Annotated in this window: 19 protein-coding genes; 6 read left to right on the forward strand and 13 right to left on the reverse strand. The window is 41.8% G+C overall.

The genetic code is table 11. From position 1 onward, the window contains the following. Positions 1 to 32 precede the first annotated feature (32 nt). On the reverse strand, positions 33 to 1,550 hold the full coding sequence (betC, locus tag EES38_RS13005; protein WP_124937639.1) for a choline-sulfatase: 1,518 nt from the start codon (positions 1,548 to 1,550) through the stop codon (positions 33 to 35). A gap of 98 nt (positions 1,551 to 1,648) precedes the next feature. Between betC and EES38_RS13010 the strand changes: the two genes are divergently transcribed. After that, on the forward strand, positions 1,649 to 2,548 hold the full coding sequence (locus tag EES38_RS13010) for a choline sulfate utilization transcriptional regulator (protein ID WP_124937640.1): 900 nt from the start codon (positions 1,649 to 1,651) through the stop codon (positions 2,546 to 2,548). Between the two features lie 98 nt (positions 2,549 to 2,646). Here EES38_RS13010 and iolG read toward each other — a convergent pair whose 3' ends face one another. The 4 genes from iolG to EES38_RS22160 all read right to left on the reverse strand — a co-directional run bounded on the left by iolG (position 2,647) and on the right by EES38_RS22160 (position 5,971). Beyond that, positions 2,647 to 3,657, reverse strand: a complete 1,011-nt coding sequence (iolG, locus tag EES38_RS13015; RefSeq protein WP_124937641.1) for a bifunctional inositol 2-dehydrogenase/D-chiro-inositol 1-dehydrogenase — start codon at positions 3,655 to 3,657, stop codon at positions 2,647 to 2,649. Positions 3,658 to 3,920: 263 nt separating this feature from the next. Continuing rightward, entirely contained in the window at positions 3,921 to 4,817 is an 897-nt protein-coding gene (iolE, locus tag EES38_RS13020) for a myo-inosose-2 dehydratase (RefSeq protein WP_124937642.1), read from the reverse strand. Positions 4,818 to 4,864: 47 nt separating this feature from the next. Then, complete coding sequence (locus EES38_RS13025) at positions 4,865 to 5,668, reverse strand: TIM barrel protein (protein ID WP_124937643.1); 804 nt, start codon at positions 5,666 to 5,668, stop codon at positions 4,865 to 4,867. Positions 5,669 to 5,803: 135 nt separating this feature from the next. Continuing rightward, on the reverse strand, positions 5,804 to 5,971 hold the full coding sequence (locus EES38_RS22160) for a hypothetical protein (RefSeq protein WP_166434261.1): 168 nt from the start codon (positions 5,969 to 5,971) through the stop codon (positions 5,804 to 5,806). 87 nt (positions 5,972 to 6,058) lie between these two features. Here EES38_RS22160 and EES38_RS13030 point away from each other — a divergent pair, with 87 nt between their 5' ends. Continuing rightward, positions 6,059 to 7,069, forward strand: a complete 1,011-nt coding sequence (locus tag EES38_RS13030; protein ID WP_124937644.1) for a LacI family DNA-binding transcriptional regulator — start codon at positions 6,059 to 6,061, stop codon at positions 7,067 to 7,069. Positions 7,070 to 7,179: 110 nt separating this feature from the next. Further along, positions 7,180 to 7,626 carry an exoribonuclease R gene (locus EES38_RS13035; RefSeq protein WP_124937645.1) on the forward strand — a complete coding sequence of 149 codons (447 nt, stop codon included), beginning with the start codon at positions 7,180 to 7,182 and terminating at the stop codon, positions 7,624 to 7,626. Here the strand turns inward: EES38_RS13035 and EES38_RS13040 are convergent. The 4 genes from EES38_RS13040 to EES38_RS13055 form a co-directional block, all read right to left on the reverse strand. Beyond that, the gene (locus EES38_RS13040) at positions 7,616 to 8,566 is read right to left on the reverse strand and encodes an endonuclease/exonuclease/phosphatase family protein (protein ID WP_124937646.1); all 951 of its coding nucleotides are present in this window, start codon (positions 8,564 to 8,566) and stop codon (positions 7,616 to 7,618) included. The two genes, EES38_RS13035 and EES38_RS13040, sit on opposite strands and share 11 nt — an antisense overlap. 54 nt (positions 8,567 to 8,620) lie before the next feature. Next, entirely contained in the window at positions 8,621 to 9,976 is a 1,356-nt protein-coding gene (gene yegD, locus EES38_RS13045; protein ID WP_124937647.1) for a molecular chaperone, read from the reverse strand. 77 nt (positions 9,977 to 10,053) lie between these two features. Beyond that, positions 10,054 to 10,752 carry an aspartate/glutamate racemase family protein gene (locus tag EES38_RS13050; RefSeq protein WP_124937648.1) on the reverse strand — a complete coding sequence of 233 codons (699 nt, stop codon included), beginning with the start codon at positions 10,750 to 10,752 and terminating at the stop codon, positions 10,054 to 10,056. 25 nt (positions 10,753 to 10,777) lie between these two features. After that, positions 10,778 to 11,683: a LysR family transcriptional regulator gene (locus tag EES38_RS13055; protein ID WP_124937649.1), complete on the reverse strand. Its 906-nt coding sequence runs from the start codon at positions 11,681 to 11,683 to the stop codon at positions 10,778 to 10,780. Between the two features lie 101 nt (positions 11,684 to 11,784). Here EES38_RS13055 and EES38_RS13060 point away from each other — a divergent pair, with 101 nt between their 5' ends. After that, on the forward strand, positions 11,785 to 12,582 hold the full coding sequence (locus tag EES38_RS13060) for a TSUP family transporter (protein ID WP_124937650.1): 798 nt from the start codon (positions 11,785 to 11,787) through the stop codon (positions 12,580 to 12,582). Between the two features lie 137 nt (positions 12,583 to 12,719). Next, positions 12,720 to 13,094, forward strand: a complete 375-nt coding sequence (locus EES38_RS13065; protein ID WP_124937651.1) for a hypothetical protein — start codon at positions 12,720 to 12,722, stop codon at positions 13,092 to 13,094. A 36-nt stretch (positions 13,095 to 13,130) separates the two neighbouring features. Here the strand turns inward: EES38_RS13065 and EES38_RS13070 are convergent, their stop codons facing one another. Beyond that, on the reverse strand, positions 13,131 to 13,550 hold the full coding sequence (locus EES38_RS13070; protein ID WP_124937652.1) for an Lrp/AsnC family transcriptional regulator: 420 nt from the start codon (positions 13,548 to 13,550) through the stop codon (positions 13,131 to 13,133). Between the two features lie 178 nt (positions 13,551 to 13,728). Between EES38_RS13070 and EES38_RS13075 the strand changes: the two genes are divergently transcribed. Beyond that, positions 13,729 to 14,502 (forward strand): carbon-nitrogen hydrolase family protein, encoded by a 774-nt coding sequence (locus tag EES38_RS13075; protein ID WP_124937653.1) that lies wholly within the window; start codon positions 13,729 to 13,731, stop codon positions 14,500 to 14,502. Between the two features lie 12 nt (positions 14,503 to 14,514). Here the strand turns inward: EES38_RS13075 and EES38_RS13080 are convergent, their stop codons facing one another. The 3 genes from EES38_RS13080 to EES38_RS13090 form a co-directional block, all read right to left on the reverse strand. Next, positions 14,515 to 14,853, reverse strand: coding sequence for a hypothetical protein (locus EES38_RS13080; protein ID WP_124937654.1), 339 nt, complete (start codon positions 14,851 to 14,853; stop codon positions 14,515 to 14,517). Positions 14,854 to 14,956: 103 nt separating this feature from the next. Next, complete coding sequence (locus EES38_RS13085; RefSeq protein ID WP_124937655.1) at positions 14,957 to 15,181, reverse strand: hypothetical protein; 225 nt, start codon at positions 15,179 to 15,181, stop codon at positions 14,957 to 14,959. Between the two features lie 299 nt (positions 15,182 to 15,480). Then, on the reverse strand, positions 15,481 to 15,951 hold the full coding sequence (locus EES38_RS13090; RefSeq protein ID WP_166434262.1) for a DUF2867 domain-containing protein: 471 nt from the start codon (positions 15,949 to 15,951) through the stop codon (positions 15,481 to 15,483). Positions 15,952 to 16,218: the final 267 nt, after the last annotated feature.

Here is a 16,218-nt window from a genome sequence, read left to right on the forward strand (position 1 = left end):
CATCCTTAATTAATTATCCATTTATCTCAGCATTACACTTTGGGGAAACGAGCTTTGGCTTCAAGATCATCCAAATCAATATGATTGCGCATGTACATTTCACTACTTTGAAATATAGGTTGATGATCCCAAGGCAGTTTTTCACCATGGTTCATAGCTTCAACAACTAAACGTCTGCGACGCTGGCTTACCAGAACATTTTCAGTGTCTTTCTCCGCATCCCACCGCGCTTTCGCTTCTTCCCTAAAACTCGTCTGGACCTCAGTATGGGAAGAGTCATCACAAAGATTAACTAATTCAAATGGATCCGCTTCTAAGTCGTAAAGCTGGTCTGGGTCTATCGGGCAATGAACGTATTTATATTTTCCTCGACGAATCATATATACCGGCGCAATCGCACCTTCACCATAATATTCACCGATAACTTCATCGTGCGCTTGTGCGTCATCGTTCAGATGAGGCAGCAGGCTACGCCCCTGAATAGGCATGGGATAATCCATCGGTGTAGAATTTGATGCGAAATCCACGAATGTCGGCAGCAAATCCATAGTTGAAACCGATTTCGATACTCGTTTAGCAGCAAATTTTTCCGGATAGTGAATGATCATCGGGACTCTGGCGGAACCTTCAAAGAAAGACATTTTGTACCAGAGGTTACGCTCACCCAGCATATCGCCATGATCACCAGAAAAAACAATGATGGTGTTATCACTTAAGCCGGACTCTTTTAATGCCGTTAATAACTGACCGATTTGGTCATCTACATAACTTATCGCTCCATAATAGGCGCGACGTGCATTGCGAATATCTTGCTCACTGATTTCTTGTGCGTAGAATTCATACACATCCTGTAAACGACGAGAGTGAGGGTCCTGTTCCTCTTGACTTAATCTTATCTTGGGCAAATCAATTTCATCGTTCTCATATCGATCCCAATATTCCTGCGGAATCGTGTAAGGGTCATGAGGGTGCGTCATAGACACTGTCAGACAAAATGGTCTATCTGGATTTTCTCTCGCGTAGTCATAGATATAGCGTTTCGCATGAAATACGACTTCGTCATCGAAATCGAGCTGGTTACTGCGCACACACGGACCAGCTTGAGTCACAGATGACATGTTGTGATACCAGGTTGGTCTTTCATTCGGCTTATCCCAATTTGGAAACCAACCATAGTCAGCGGGATAAATATCAGTCGTTAGGCGCTTTTCAAAACCGTGGAGCTGGTCTGGCCCACAAAAGTGCATTTTACCCGACAGGACCGTTTGATAGTTTTGTGCCCGTAGATAATGAGCAAAAGTGGGAATATCTGCAGGAAAGTCAGCCGCATTATCATAAGCGCCAATAATACTAGGGAGTTGTCCTGTCATTAGTGTATAACGAGATGGCGCGCATAATGGGCTATTACAATATGCAGAATCAAATGTGACGCCTTCTTCAGAGAGTCGACTTAAATTCGGTGTCTTAACGATAGCGTTGCCGTAAAACGGCAGTGAATGCGTCGCCATTTGATCAGCCATGATGAAGAGTATATTGGGTTGAGCTGACATGATTCTTTCCATTTTGTTTTCGAATTTAGATCATGATTACATGTGCCAGAATATGTTGTAAACTTGTTAAAAATTTATGCCATATATAAGCTGAACTAATGTTATATAGAAACGACATGCCCAACCTGCAGATACTGGTAGTGTTCGAAGCATCTGCCAGACTACTGAGTTTTACAGCAGCCGCTAAAGAGCTGGGCACAACGCAGTCTGCGGTAAGTCAACAAGTGAAAGGGTTAGAAGAATGGCTAGATACTCAGCTGTTTGAGCGAATCTATCGTGGTGTCAAACTGACTGAAGATGGGCTTATGCTGCAGAATACGGCACAAAAAAGCTTGGGCGAATTGCAGTCAACCTTGGCAAAAATTCGTAAAAAGAAGCAGAACAAAGTACTTAGGTTTTTAACTGATTTCGCTTTTGCATCTTATTGGCTAATGCCAACGTTAGCAGGCTTTCGGCGCGAACATCCCGAGATCGATATCCGCATAGAAACCTCCCAAACTCCGAGTCAATTCTCCACTCAGGACACCGACATTGCCATTCTATTTGGTGATGGCTATTTTTCAGGACGCAAAGCTCAAAAACTCTTTTCTGAAATCGTCTACCCGGTGTGTAGTCCCAGATTACTCGAAGAAATGAATGGGAATCTGTCGATTACCGATCTTCCGTCTGTTCCTTTACTAAAATTAAAATCAGAGCTGAGCTCAAAATGGCTAACATGGGATACAGTTTTAGCTCAATACCAAAATCAGTACGCGAGACCAGAGTCATTGATGGAATTCGATAATTATACTCTGGTAGTACAAGCGGCGATTGCAGGTCAGGGAATTGCGTTAGCATGGGAACCGTTACTTAATTCAACCATAGAAAATGGTCTGCTGATGGCATTTAAGCAATTTCGCCTTGAGTCAAATAATGGATATTATATAGTGTTACCTGAAACAAATCATTCAAATGAAGTACAAACATTCATGGATTGGTTAAATAAAAACACTCAATGAGAAAATATTACATTTATAATAGAAAGAGAAAGCTTAAATAGACATTCTCTTTCTATTGGTCATTAATATATAATTACTTGCATCTAATATGGAATATATTATTTATAAAATTCAGGCGTTTCTGGCATATCAATATCGACAACGTTACCTGAAACACGAGCCTCAGCACATGCGTCCGATGTTACCGCTGCAAAATAGCCATCCCATGCTGTTGGACCGTTAACTTCACCTTTTAGTGTAGAGTAAATCCAATCCTGAAGTTCAACGTCGTAAGCTTCAAAAAAGCGGACTTTCCAATCTGTAAGAATATCAGTCGATAATTTAGCATTTTTACGAGTCAATAAACTCATAGGCTCTGGAAGATTAGCCACGCCCTCTTCGCCTACAACCTGGCATTGAATGTCATAACCATATTTACAGTTTACAAAAATTTCCGCGTCGATATGGATACCACCACGTGTTTCTACAATAACCATCAACGGGTCCTGCAGTTTAGCATGTGTGTATTTAGTGCGTTTAGGATTGATAACCTGAACCGATTTATAGTCATCACCAACTAACCAACGCAGTACGTCAATTTCATGGATAAAGGTATCAGAGAAAGGCATATCACCGTAGTAAGCCTCTGGTACTTCTGGGTTTCTGTGACAGCAGTGTACGAGTAATGGCTCACCAAGTTCGCCATTTGCAATCGCAGCTTTCAACATTTTGTAGCCCGCATCGTACCGACGCATAAAGCCAACCTGGACGAGTTTTTTACCTGCTGCCATCTCTGCTTCTACAATACGCTTACAACCGGCAGCAGTATCCGCTAGCGGTTTTTCACAGAATACCGGTTTACCCGCTTTTATCGCTTCTAATACAAACTCTTCGTGAGTTGGTCCCCAAGATGTCACTACGATGGCATCGACATCGGATGAATGAACCAATTCTTTTCCTGTCGCGTACACTTCCGCAGGAATATTTTCTGTCTGAAGAAAGGCTTGAACGGCAGACGGATCAACATCGGTCGCAGCAACAATTTCAGCACCTTGTAATAGATTATGAATTCTTTTTGTATGTTCTTTACCAATGGCACCAACGCCAATTACACCAACTCGTAATGTCATGATGTTCTTCCTTCGTTTTGTAGGGTTAATAAGCACACTGAATATTTACGTTAATTTTAATTTCAATGTATCTTTATACTTCGAAAGGGATTTTAATGACTAAACAAATAAATAAATGCGATATCGATCAATATAAATTTTTCAAAAAACTGCCTATTTTGATTAAAAGCCATCATTAATATTCCATTATAAAATAAATATAAAATAAATAAAAAAGGCGAGATAAAAATCTCGCCTTAATATATTTAATTAATTAGATTAAATTATATCCCTGCCACATCAGAGATATATTTTCTCGCTTTGAGTGCATACTCTAGAGGATCGGCAACACCTGGATCCTGCTCGGCTTCAACAACCATCCACCCTTCGTAACCGGCTTTGTCCAATGCATCAAATACAGGTTTAAAGTTAATGACTCCATCACCAGGAACCGTAAATGCACCAAGGCGTACTCCATCAAGGAAACAGCGATGCTCGGCAATAACCTGTTGACGTTTCTCATCACGAATATCTTTCAAATGAACATGAGGAATACGAGATATATGCTTGTCTAGAACCTGCATAATCGCTTCCTGACTTCCTTCTGAATAATAGATATGCCCAGTATCAAGCAATAAGCCAACCGCATCATCGGTCATTTCCATAAAACGATCGATTTCTGCAGGCGTCTGTACTCCTGTACCCATGTGGTGGTGAAGGCAGACTTTCATGCCTTTCTCTGCTGCAAGTTTGGCTAACTGATTATAACCATTAGCAACACGTTGCCACTCTTCATCACTCCACTGAGGTTTCTCCTCGAATACAGCCTTATCTGTACCTTGGATACTGCCACTCTGTTCAGAACAACCGATGACTTTTGCGCCCATTTCATGCAAGAAATTCATGTGAGCAACAAATTCGGTAATTGTCTGGTCATCTTTTCCATCAGCGAAAAAGGTACTAAACCACGCATTGCAGATTTGAATACCACGCAAGGCCAGTTTTTCCTTTAGAAGCGCTGTATCTTTTGGGTACTTACATCCGACTTCACTGCCGGTAAAACCCGCTAAGGCCATTTCACTCACACACTGAGCAAACGTATTTTCTGCCCCCAAACTGGGTAAATCATCGTTAGTCCAGGCAATAGGAGCAGCGCCTAATTTAACTTTGTTTCTATCCATTTAAATCCCCTTAAATATCCGATCCGTTTTGGCTTCTTCAGCAGATATTAGATGCGGTCTAGAATAAACTGCATGCTTTCTTTAGCCGCTGCGACATGATCAGGTAAATCCCAAACAGGAGCAGAGAATGGTTCAAACGCAAAGTAGCCAGTGTAGCCTGCAGCAACAAGCTTTTTAATCTGACCAACGTTATCAAGACGGTCTTCAGGACCCACCATCAAACGGTGCTCGTCTAACATTTCTTCAAACGTAATTGCAGGGTCTTCTACACCAGAGATATGAACTAGCCCTGTGTTTTTTGCAAACACTTCTGTTTCACCCGCACCTTTATGGTGGAAGGTGTCATGAACTAATTTGAACGTATCTTCAAAACCCAACTCTTTGATCGCTTCAACGGCAGCGGCTTTAGTGCGCAGTGAGGAAATTGGGAAGCCAAGTGGTTCGACATAACCTTTTAGACCATATTTATCAAAAATGGATTTGATATTGGTTAGCGACTCTTTTACTTGCGCTTTGGTTCTTTCATTTCCATCATTCAGAGGACACAACACAATGGCTTCTGCACCACAGGCACCCGCTAACTCCGCCAAAGCTTCGGTTTTTACTTTTAGTTCGTCGTCCCAAACATTGAATGGATAAATGGCATTGATAGTCAGGATTTTTACACCAGCTTCTTTTGCTTTGGCACCAACGGCTTTGGCTTGCTCAACAGAGGTCAGGCTGTTTTCATTCACATCGTTGCGTAACTCGATTGCATCTAGGCCAAGCTGAACTGCGTAATCAATGAGCGTTTCAGCAGGAACTTTAGGACAAAGCATGTGGTTTAGAGCAAATTTGATTGGAGTGGTCATGTTCACTACCTCATTATAATTTCACGTTAGTATTTAATATTGTTATTTTGCTGCTAATTCGCAGCTAATTTCCCATCCGTATATACACAGTAATCAAAACATTAACGTATGGGTTTAAATGGTCTTATCCGTTCGTTATTTCCGTTTAACGAGCTCAATGTTATCGACATCACTTTCATTTGAATACTTTAATTTTGATGGGTTTTCATCATTCAACTCACTGATTAATAACGCTTTATTTTTTACCAACGAAATGTGTGAAGATGAAACTTTAACGCGATCACAAAATTTAATCCCGAGCATAAATTTGTTCCTTACAAAACATACTCAGACAACGTCTGGTGATACAATTTTTTGAATTATTAATGAGTAAAAGTTCATTTACGTCTTATGAAGAAATCCACTTTTTCCTTAATTGCAGAAAAAGCACAGGTCGGAATCGCGACTGTTGATCGAGTCATCAACGAACGCGGTGGTGTATCGCCTAAAACGGCACAGAAAGTTATTAGTGCAGCAAAAGAACTAGGGATTAATCGGGTTCTTCCAGAGGTATATCAAGCACCTTGGAAAGTTGAAGTCATACTCAGCAAAAATCCTTCACACTTTTTTAAATATCTAACCGCCAGTTTTACTAAGCTTGTTCAGGCACATCAGTACCGCAACATCCGACTACGTTGTACTTTGATGCCTGAGGATCAACCAGAGAAACTCGCCTCTCACTTAAGAAATAGTGCTGATCGATACGATGGCATTATTGTATTTGCTAATGATAACGATGCAGTTTATGAAGCATTGAGCGTTTGTCACGACAAAGGAACGCCAGTAATCACTCTGGCAACGGATTTACCCAAGGCCAAAAGGTTATGCCACGTTGGGATTGATCAGTACCAGATGGGCCGAACGGCTGGCTCTCTTATGTCCAAAATGATCAGAGAAGAAGGCAAGATCATCGTCATTAGTGGGCGCTTTGATTATCAAGCGCATATTCAGCGTATGGATGGCTTTCATACGGTGATGGCAAAACATAACAAGGTCGAAATCAGTGATATTTATTATGGCAATGATGAGCGAGATACAATCCGAGGTATTCTAGAAGCCCATAACCGAGAAAATATTATCGGTATTTATAACTCAGGTGCGGGAAACAAAGCGGTAGGTGAATGGTTAAGCAAACACAACAAAACGGGGAAATGTCCGTTTATCACCCACGAGCTCTACCCAACAACAGAGTCGTTGCTAAAAGATCAAAACTTGTATTTCACGCTCGACCAGAATGCTCAACGTCACGCCGAGTTATCGTTAAATATCATGTTCAACCATTTAGCAAACAATTTCGAACCGCATATTTATCAAGATGGGAAAGTATCATTCAGTATCTTCACTGAAGAAAATATTGAATAGTGGAATACCACACTCTAAAACTCTGCATTCATCCTGCATTAGAGGTGGTAATTCCCCGCTAAGTATTTAGAATGCGGCGGTCTATTTTCATTGTCCCTGTAGAGTACGTTATGATTCGCGATTATACCTATCAATGCCTGACTGAAATGCCACGAGATGTACTAGAAGAATTCAGTGCCCGTATGCTGAGTAAAATGGTTCCAGAGGATGTCATGAGCGAAATATTCACTTTTGAGCAGGAAGAAGTCGATAGCGAGGAGCGATTACTATCAGCGCGATTCGATGCCATGCTAAGAATGACCGCTATTGCTCTCAGTGAAATACAACAAGCCTTTGATGATTCAGACAACGCTAAACAAAACAGTGAGCGTATGACGAGACTGATTATGTGGCACTTTTATGCAGTATCGTTCAATTTAGAAAACGCGATTCCATTAGCATTTCATTGCGAGCAAGTAGAAAAGATTCTGCAAAATACACCACAGGACGCATTTAGCTGGGTGACGACATTAACTGAGCTTTTGCATACTTACGCAGAGTTAAATGCTAAAGAATAAACTCGACTGTTAGCGCAACAAAAGCATGATCACTCGCTTGTTTGTCACGTTCAAAAATCGGATTAATTAAATGCGGGTCAAGAACACGGTAATCGACCAAATCTGCTAACGAACAAGATGAGTCCGCCTGAAATTCCTGAGAAACGAGGATGTAATCAAGAACATTACCTTTAGCAAAATGGTAATGGGTAGGAACACGAGCTAAGTCGGGATATCGTTTGTTGTAGATACCCCAACTGTCTCTTAGGGAAAGAACCGTTTCATTCTGAGTAAACTCTTTGGTCAGAAGCCCGGTGATGTCACTGGTTAACGACTGATTCATATCCCCCATCAATACGGTTGGTACCGGATGCGAAGCATACTGCTGTTCCATGAACAATCTTAGCATCACCGTTTCCCAACCTCGTTGCTGGCTAGACAGCCATTTACCAATGACCTGTTCTTCTCTACTCTCATCGACACTCTCTGCGGCTCGCTGAGATTTCAAGTGACAAACATAAACCGCAATATCGCCAATATCAGGCACTCCTATTCGAGCGTAAATCGGTTTACGGCTAAAATCAGGAACTGACGTTTGGTAGAGCTGTTCAATCTCTCTATCCAGAGTGACACTCTGCGCTAGAGCAATCGGATAGCGAGATGCTAAAGCCACGACAGGGCGAGAATAGATGTATTCATCTTCGATGTGTGGCTCATCAACACAAGCAAAATAAGGGTAGCCCAATTCAGAAAAAAGCTGTTTCGCTGCGTCTATGCTGAAGACTTCCTGAACCCCAATAATGTCTGCATCAAGAATACGAAACTGCTCTTTGGTCCAATGGCATTTACCTTTCCAGTCCTCAGCTTCATAAATATTTTCAAAGTCGTAGTAAGCACCAGGAGGTTCAATAAAATTAAATAAATTCGCAGTAGCGAACGTCAGCTTTCTATTGGTATTCAAAACGGCCCCTTTCGAGCAGAATAACGTCTTCAGTCTAGCAAAATATCTGGCTCATTAACCAAACACTTTTTCCGCATATCGAGCGAGCCCTGCTGTTACCGAACCAAAAAAGTTGCCTGATACAACAGGAATACCAGGTAATTCACTTTCAACAACAGCACGTAGTATTGGTGATCGTGCGCTACCACCGGTCATATAGATTACATCAGGCTTATCGCTTGCCTGAGTTAATGCCTCACGAATGAGCTCAACCATTTTGCTCACTGGTGTAGCGATCGACTCTTCTACTTGGTTTCGATCCACAACGGTATCAAAACGATGAACGCCTGCTAAGTCGAGCGTTGAAGTAAATTCATTCTGCTCGGACATGGCGATTTTTGTCTGCTCAGCATGAAGAACAAGTTGATAACCGAGCTTATGTTCATACACGGCCAGTAAGCGCTCAAGCAAATCAGGTTGTGCAGCATCACTTTTTAACTGTTCTAAGGCTTTGCGATTACTCGCCATATAGAAATCAGTCTGAGCCACAACATCGTTGATAGCGATTGGATTCCAAAACTGTTTCGTCGGCATAAAGATGCCACGCTGCTGCTTCGAATCTTTACCCAGCTCGGGCATAATACGGTTGAACGCAAGATGAATATCCAGATCGTTTCCACCAACCCGACTTCCGCTGTGGCTTAATAAGCTTGCCTGACGATCTAACTGGTTTCGATAGCTAGGACCCATTCTAATCAATGAGCAATCTGTCGTACCACCACCAATATCGACCACTAAGACGGTTTTATCCTCAGTCAGCTGACTTTCATAATCAAGTCCTGCCGCAACCGGTTCGAATTGAAACTCGATATTCTGGAAGCCCGCTCTTTTAGCAGCTCGATACAAAATGCTCTCGGCCTGCTGGTTTGCTAGTTCGCTCTTGAGACCTTGAAAATTGACGGGGCGACCGATTACTGTTTGCGAGACCGACCGTTGCAGTGCGAATTCAGATTTCTGTTTAATATTGGCCATCATGGCGCAAACAAGATCTTCGAAAAATCGAATCTGCATATCATGAAGTCCACTGGCTCCCAGAAATGACTTGGGAGACTTAACGTAGTAGACAAACTCGGGATCGGCCAGGTAACTGTCTAATGCGGCCTGTCCAAACAACAAATCCCCAGATTCCAACTCAATATCTTCTTCGCGATTTCCTGCAATAGCGCTACGCAATAGCTGCTTACCCAAGGCATCTTCCGGCTCAATCTTAAAAAAACGATACAGGTACTCCGAGACCGACTCCCTAGTTGGTGCACACAAGGTTGAAGGAATAAAAGGTGTGTCCCCTTCAAGAGGCAGCATGCGGGCGGAATCTCCCTCCATTACCGCTACTGAACAGTTAGCCGTACCATAATCAAAACCGATATACATGTATCATCCAAGAACCAAAAAAAGGATTGGAAATTTTACGCATCGCTGAGGAAATTTCAACGCCGTAATATGTGGGACTATTCGCTAGCAAGCGCGTAACCGACACCACTCATAGCGTGAATTTCAGTCGTATCATACAAACGAATATCTGTATCTGCTTGTTGAACTAACAACGCAATTTCTGTGCATCCGAGAATAATTGCCTGTGCGCCTTGCTCAGCCAGTTTATTGATAATTTTTAGGTACGCATGCTTAGATTCTGGCTTTATCAGTCCCAAGCACAACTCGGTATAGATAATATCGTGAATGATCGTTTGGTCGTCGCGCTCTGGAACGACAACATCAATACCAAATCTATCTGTAATACGACCTTTATAAAAATCCTGCTCCATTGTGAAGCGGGTTCCCAATAACCCAACTTTGGTTATCTCGTCATGCTGGAGACGCTGCGCAGTTGCGTCAGCGATATGTAACATAGGAATGGCTAGCTTAGCTTCAATTTCAGGGGCCACTTTATGCATGGTATTCGTACAAATCATGACAAAGTCAGCACCAGCTTTTTCCAACGATAAAGCAGCATCGCCTAGAATCTCTGCCGTTTCAGCCCATTTCCCCTGATGCTGTAGTACTTCGATCTCTGCAAAATCGACACTGTATAAACATAATTTCGCAGAATGTTGCCCACCCAGTTTTGCTTTGACGGCTTCGTTGATTATTCGGTAATAGCTTTGCGTTGACTCCCAACTCATACCACCAATAAGACCTATTGTTTTCATATACGAATCCTTTTCGATTGAACGGTCAGGCAAGCCGTTCTGCCAAACGCCGCTTAACAAATTCAAGAAATGCGGATACTTTCCGCGAGCGGGTCACTTGTTCGGATGACAACAATGCAACGATATCCGCTTCCGCAAATTGATAATCCGGCAGTACCCGAAGCAATTGACCTTGCTTTAGTTCTTCTTTCACATCCCATTCAGAGCGTTGAATAATTCCTTGATGTGCCAAACACCAATCTTTCGTTACTTTGCTGACGTTACTCGCAAGGACAGGATGAACACGGACACTCACGTTTTGTCCCGACTCACTATGAGTTAAGCGCCACATTGTTGCGTCTTCATCATTTTCTCGCAGAGCGATACAACGATGATGTTCTAAATCTTTAGGATGTTCAATCGCGGGCATAGACTGCAGATATGTCGGTGTAGCAAGTAACAAGCGTCTATTTTTTGCTAGCACAACTCTTTTGAGGGATGAGTCCTGCAAATAACCAATGTAAAACATGATGTCAGGACTATTATGTTCTGACCACTTAGGAATATCAGATAAGTAGAGCTCTATCGTAGTAAGGGGATACTTCTGCTGAAATTCACCTATTAATGGCCCAATGTGTTTTTCGCCAAAACCGAGTGAGCAAATCACTCTAAGACTTCCAGAAATAGCCAGTTTCTGCTCAGAAACATGTTGAGTTAGATTTTCCAACTCCTGCAAAACACCCTGCCCTTTGTGAGCGAGTACTTTCCCCTCCTCAGTCAGTGAAATCAGGCGAGCCGTTCGCTCAACGAGTCTAACACCAAGCTTGCGCTCAATGTTCTGCAAGCGCTGAGAGACACTAGGAGGCGTCACATTCAATTTTCTTGCCGCTGCGGCCAAAGAACGACTTCCGGAAACAACCACAAAAAACTCTAAATCTTGCGACGACAGCATTAAGTCCAACCTTAATGATGAAATAAATAATGATTAATTTAACTACATATTAGGCAATGATACAAATGGAGACTCATTCAACTACAAAGACATAGATAGACATGGAAAATCTTTTCTCACACTACGACCTCTGGATTGTTTTATTTTTGCTTGTCATAGCAATATTTGCCGGCGTCGTTGACGCGATCGCGGGTGGCGGAGGCCTTATAACAGTTCCCAGTCTGATGCTGGTCGGGTTACCACCAATGACAGTGCTAGGAACAAACAGACTACAAGCCGTGATTGGCGAATTAACAACCTCACTGGTTTATCTTAAGAGTAAGGAATTACCCATCAAAGGACTATTCATCGGGGTTATTGCAACGTCTGTCGGCGCAATTCTGGGTGCCTATGCAGTCAGTATATTAGACAAAACGATGCTAGAGCAGTTGCTACCTTTTCTTATGGTCGCGGTCACCCTTTACTCCATATTGTCCAAAAGGCTTAAATCCGATCAAGCCAGTCATCCTAAGCTGCAACCCCATTCCTTTATGATTACTTTTGGCTTAGTGATCGGTTTTTATAATGGCTTTTTTGGCCCTGGTACAGGTTCCTTATGGATGCTTTCATTTATCGCTTTACTGGGATACACATTAAAACAGGCGACGATGGCAACCAAACCATTGAATCTGATCGGTAATGTTGTCTCACTCGTACTGTTTATCATGCTTGGGCATGTTGATTATCAATTGGGTTTGATGATGGCGATAGGACAAATCATTGGATCGATTATCGGTAGTAAGTGTGTTCTTTCTTACGGGACGCGAATGGTTAGGCCTGTATTTATTTCAGTCACAATTATCATGACAACGAAACTGCTGTACGAAAATTTGCGTAGTTATGAACAATGGTTCTACTAAACATTCCCTAGTGTAAATTGCGCCTGAGATCTATTTGATTTATGATTCAATAGATTAAAAGAGAATTCGTCATAAATACCAGCAGGTTGTGCTCATCTAATGCGCTCAAATCCCACAAATACTCAGGAGAATCAGTTATGACTAAAGAAACGATAACAATGGATGTCCCGGTGGCGATTGCTGAACGAGTTCAGGCTCTAATAGATGCTCACGAAGCGAAAGAAAAATTCAAAATAGAAAGAACAGCCGTAGTCAATGATTTCCTTGCCATGGATAACTTGAGCAGAGAAATGGCGGTATACAGTCTCGCTCAAGATGAACTACTCAATACTTTGCGGTTTGTTTATGAGTTATCTGGTACCAACAATAAGTTCGTTAAAAGTATCCTGACGCAGTTTAGAGAAAATCCCAATAAGCCACTTACTGATTCTCAACGCTCTTCAGCAAAAGGAATGCTGTTCAACCTTATGAACGATCCTTCGCTCGTCTCTGCAATGAAAGAGAATCAGTAACTATTCAAACTGGTAGGGTTAATTTAAGCGCTAGCCCTACCGTCTAATCCGCTCTTCCAAAACAGTATGCGTAATTATTTTTGTTAGATTAGGGAGTTGTTCCAAACGTAATCTAAGATCATTTAATTGTGTGATACTTTCCGCCTCTGCAAATATCATCATGTCCACTTCACCCGATGTACTATGGCAATGTTTTATCTCAGGATAAGGACGAATAATCACCTCAATCTGCTCGCAGCAGCTGTGGGTAAAAGCGAGCTGAAAGTATGCCGCAACCTTGTTTACCGAAGGCTTAAGTTCAACTCGATAACCAGTGATATAATGGCTATCTTCGAGTTTGCGAATACGCTCCAACACAGCCGTTCGAGAAAGTCCTACCTGCCGCGCTATTTCAGCGTTTGACTGACGCGCATCGTCACTCAAACAGGCAATTATTTTTTGGTCAAATTTATCCATAGCACCAACTTCAATCGCTTTTATTGTATTTGTTTAGGGACTTAAACCACGCACTGACGATCCGTCGTGAAATCTGACATATCGCGGTCAAATGGCGGCGGGTTGACTATCCGCAATAGAACGCTTTTACCTTAATGTATTCCCAAGGACAAATCGAGTGTTAATCAGGAACCATGATATGAAAGTGACTTTCGTTGAATTACCCGAAAATCTACAAGCCGATAGCCCTAAATGGGAAGATAAAAAGCAATTGATTCAATTGGAAAAAAGCGATGTATTACTGACAAACGAAATGCCATTCGGCCGTTGGCTATTCGACAAAGCCGAATACGATGCGGTGACAGCTAGCGACGTTATCCGGGAAAATGAGCTGGGTGTAGAGGCTCTTAAAAAGTTGGAACTACCTGTTGTTCTATCATCAAGGCCGATACAACATGACTCAAAACTTGCCAATGAAGCGTTTGCGTTGATCAATGGCGTCTATCATCGAGCCCACCGTAAACAGTACTTTCCTGATGAACCTGGATTCTACGAAGCCGCATGGTTCAAAGGTGATCAATCTGGCTTTGAGGTCATTAATATCGGGCAGGTTTCAGTTGGTTTTATGCTATGTACTGAAGTCATGTTTAGCGAATGGGCGCGCGCTTATCGACGTCAGGGAGCCCATCTTATTGTTGTTCCTCGTTCAACCGAACAAAACGTAGAAAAATGGAAAACGGCAGCCTCTCTCGCAGCGATTGTTTCGGGCTGTTATGTTGTAAGTTCCAATCGTGCTGGACGATTTAGTGATGATATTACCTTTGGTGGTCATGGCTTTGCTTTTGCGCCCGACGGAACTTTAATTGCTGAAACATCAGCGACTAATCCTATCGTTTCATTTGAATTGGATATAGATCTCGTCCAGCACCAGCAACGTCAGTTCCCATGTTATGTAAAAGAACCTAATCTCTGATAGATACGAATTCTATCCCTGCCAAATCCAATATTTAAAGAGTAGTAAGATAAATATTGAACCAATAAAAGCGAACCAACCAATAATTTGGTTAGTTCGCTCCGACATTTCTGGAATCAGATTTGGAAATAGGATGGTACAAAGAGGAAGCATGGGCAAAATACCATAGCCTCTACCCAGATAGATTTTTGAACTCATACCTCTGGTAAAAGGAGGAACGAACAAAAATAAAACAACATAGACAGCGCAAATTCCTAGAGCTAGATGTGCTGCCCTGCGGCTTGAACCAAACTGATTAAAAAGCAGATGAATAATAGCTAAGACAACAAAAGTGACAATAAGTAACTGCATAAAGAACGCAAATATCAAACACAAATTTCTACTAGTATGCGCTTTTCTTATACTTATATCTTAGAATTAAACTGCTAAATAATCTGGAACCTTTTCTCTATGACTACGAAAAGCTTCTCACGTACTCTATCTGCTTGGCGTAGGCGCATTGTGCTTGGTCCATTTTTTGTTGCAACTGCTCACCTTTCTCGACATGCAGCTGATCGGGCGCTGATTTCGTATCTGCCAGTCGATAGTCATTCACTTGCCAAATAGTAAATTCTTGAGTGACCTGAACTAATTCCTTTTCAAGCTGTTTGAGTTTTGTAATTTCATCTTCTGGTGCCATCGTACATCTCATTTCAACGTTTATATAAAGCCATCATTATTAGATAGTATAAAATCCAACACTCTGAGGTAATTAAGAATATGGGTCAAGCTAGGAATATGAGTGATACTGAATGTAAATCACAAAGTTACAACAAACAACTTGAACACAATAAGCTATCGCTCAGACTTTATAAGTTTTCGATACAAGTTCCATCAGAACTTCCTCGATATATCGGTTTGATGTCCTAACTAACTTCTAGCTACTTACAGTTATCATCGTATATTGGTTCCCTCGCCTGTATGCCCTATTGATAAAATCTACAGGCGCTGATGATTCAACGCAGACAAGATTGCCTGACGTGCCACCAATTTATGTAATGGTCTAATCACCATTAAATAGAGTCTTCCAAGCCAACTATGCGTATTGACTAATGTAGTCACAGCGTACATTTGATTACCGACTCTTTGAACTGATAACCAGATATCAAGATGACGCTCATTAGTCGCACATATGACTTCGTCATCATCAACTCTGTAAAAAATGAGATCACCGCATTGAGTTCCAGCAGATAGGTCTTCTACCGGCACCGAAAGTACTGTCAATGAAGGCCTAAAACCAAAAAGAGATACCAACTTATTACGTACGACCAAGGCCAATTGAATTGACTTAGGCAGATAGGCAAAAATGGCGTAATACACCAATTTTGCTGACAACTCACGAGACACAACCACTTCAAAACTATCTACGTAATGGCCATATCTTTTCTCACTCTCTAAACCACAAGACATGGGCATTGTTTTTTTTAAAACATACTGACATCACTTTCCCTCCGAGCAAGAGTATTGTCGAAAACTGATGAATTCATTAAGAAATGCAGTACGAATATCTTTACCGCCAATAATGCACAGTAGAATTACCCCACCTAAAAGTAAAACCAATATTAAACACGGTGCGACAACATAAGAAAATACAAATTGGAATGGCAAATAAATAGTAAACCCGATTAATTTCATTTTGGTCTCCCCACAAATTGAGCGCGCTCAATAATAATATGA

Origin of the sequence: Vibrio viridaestus (assembly GCF_003856525.1) — a bacterium.
GTDB lineage: Bacteria > Pseudomonadota > Gammaproteobacteria > Enterobacterales > Vibrionaceae > Vibrio > Vibrio viridaestus.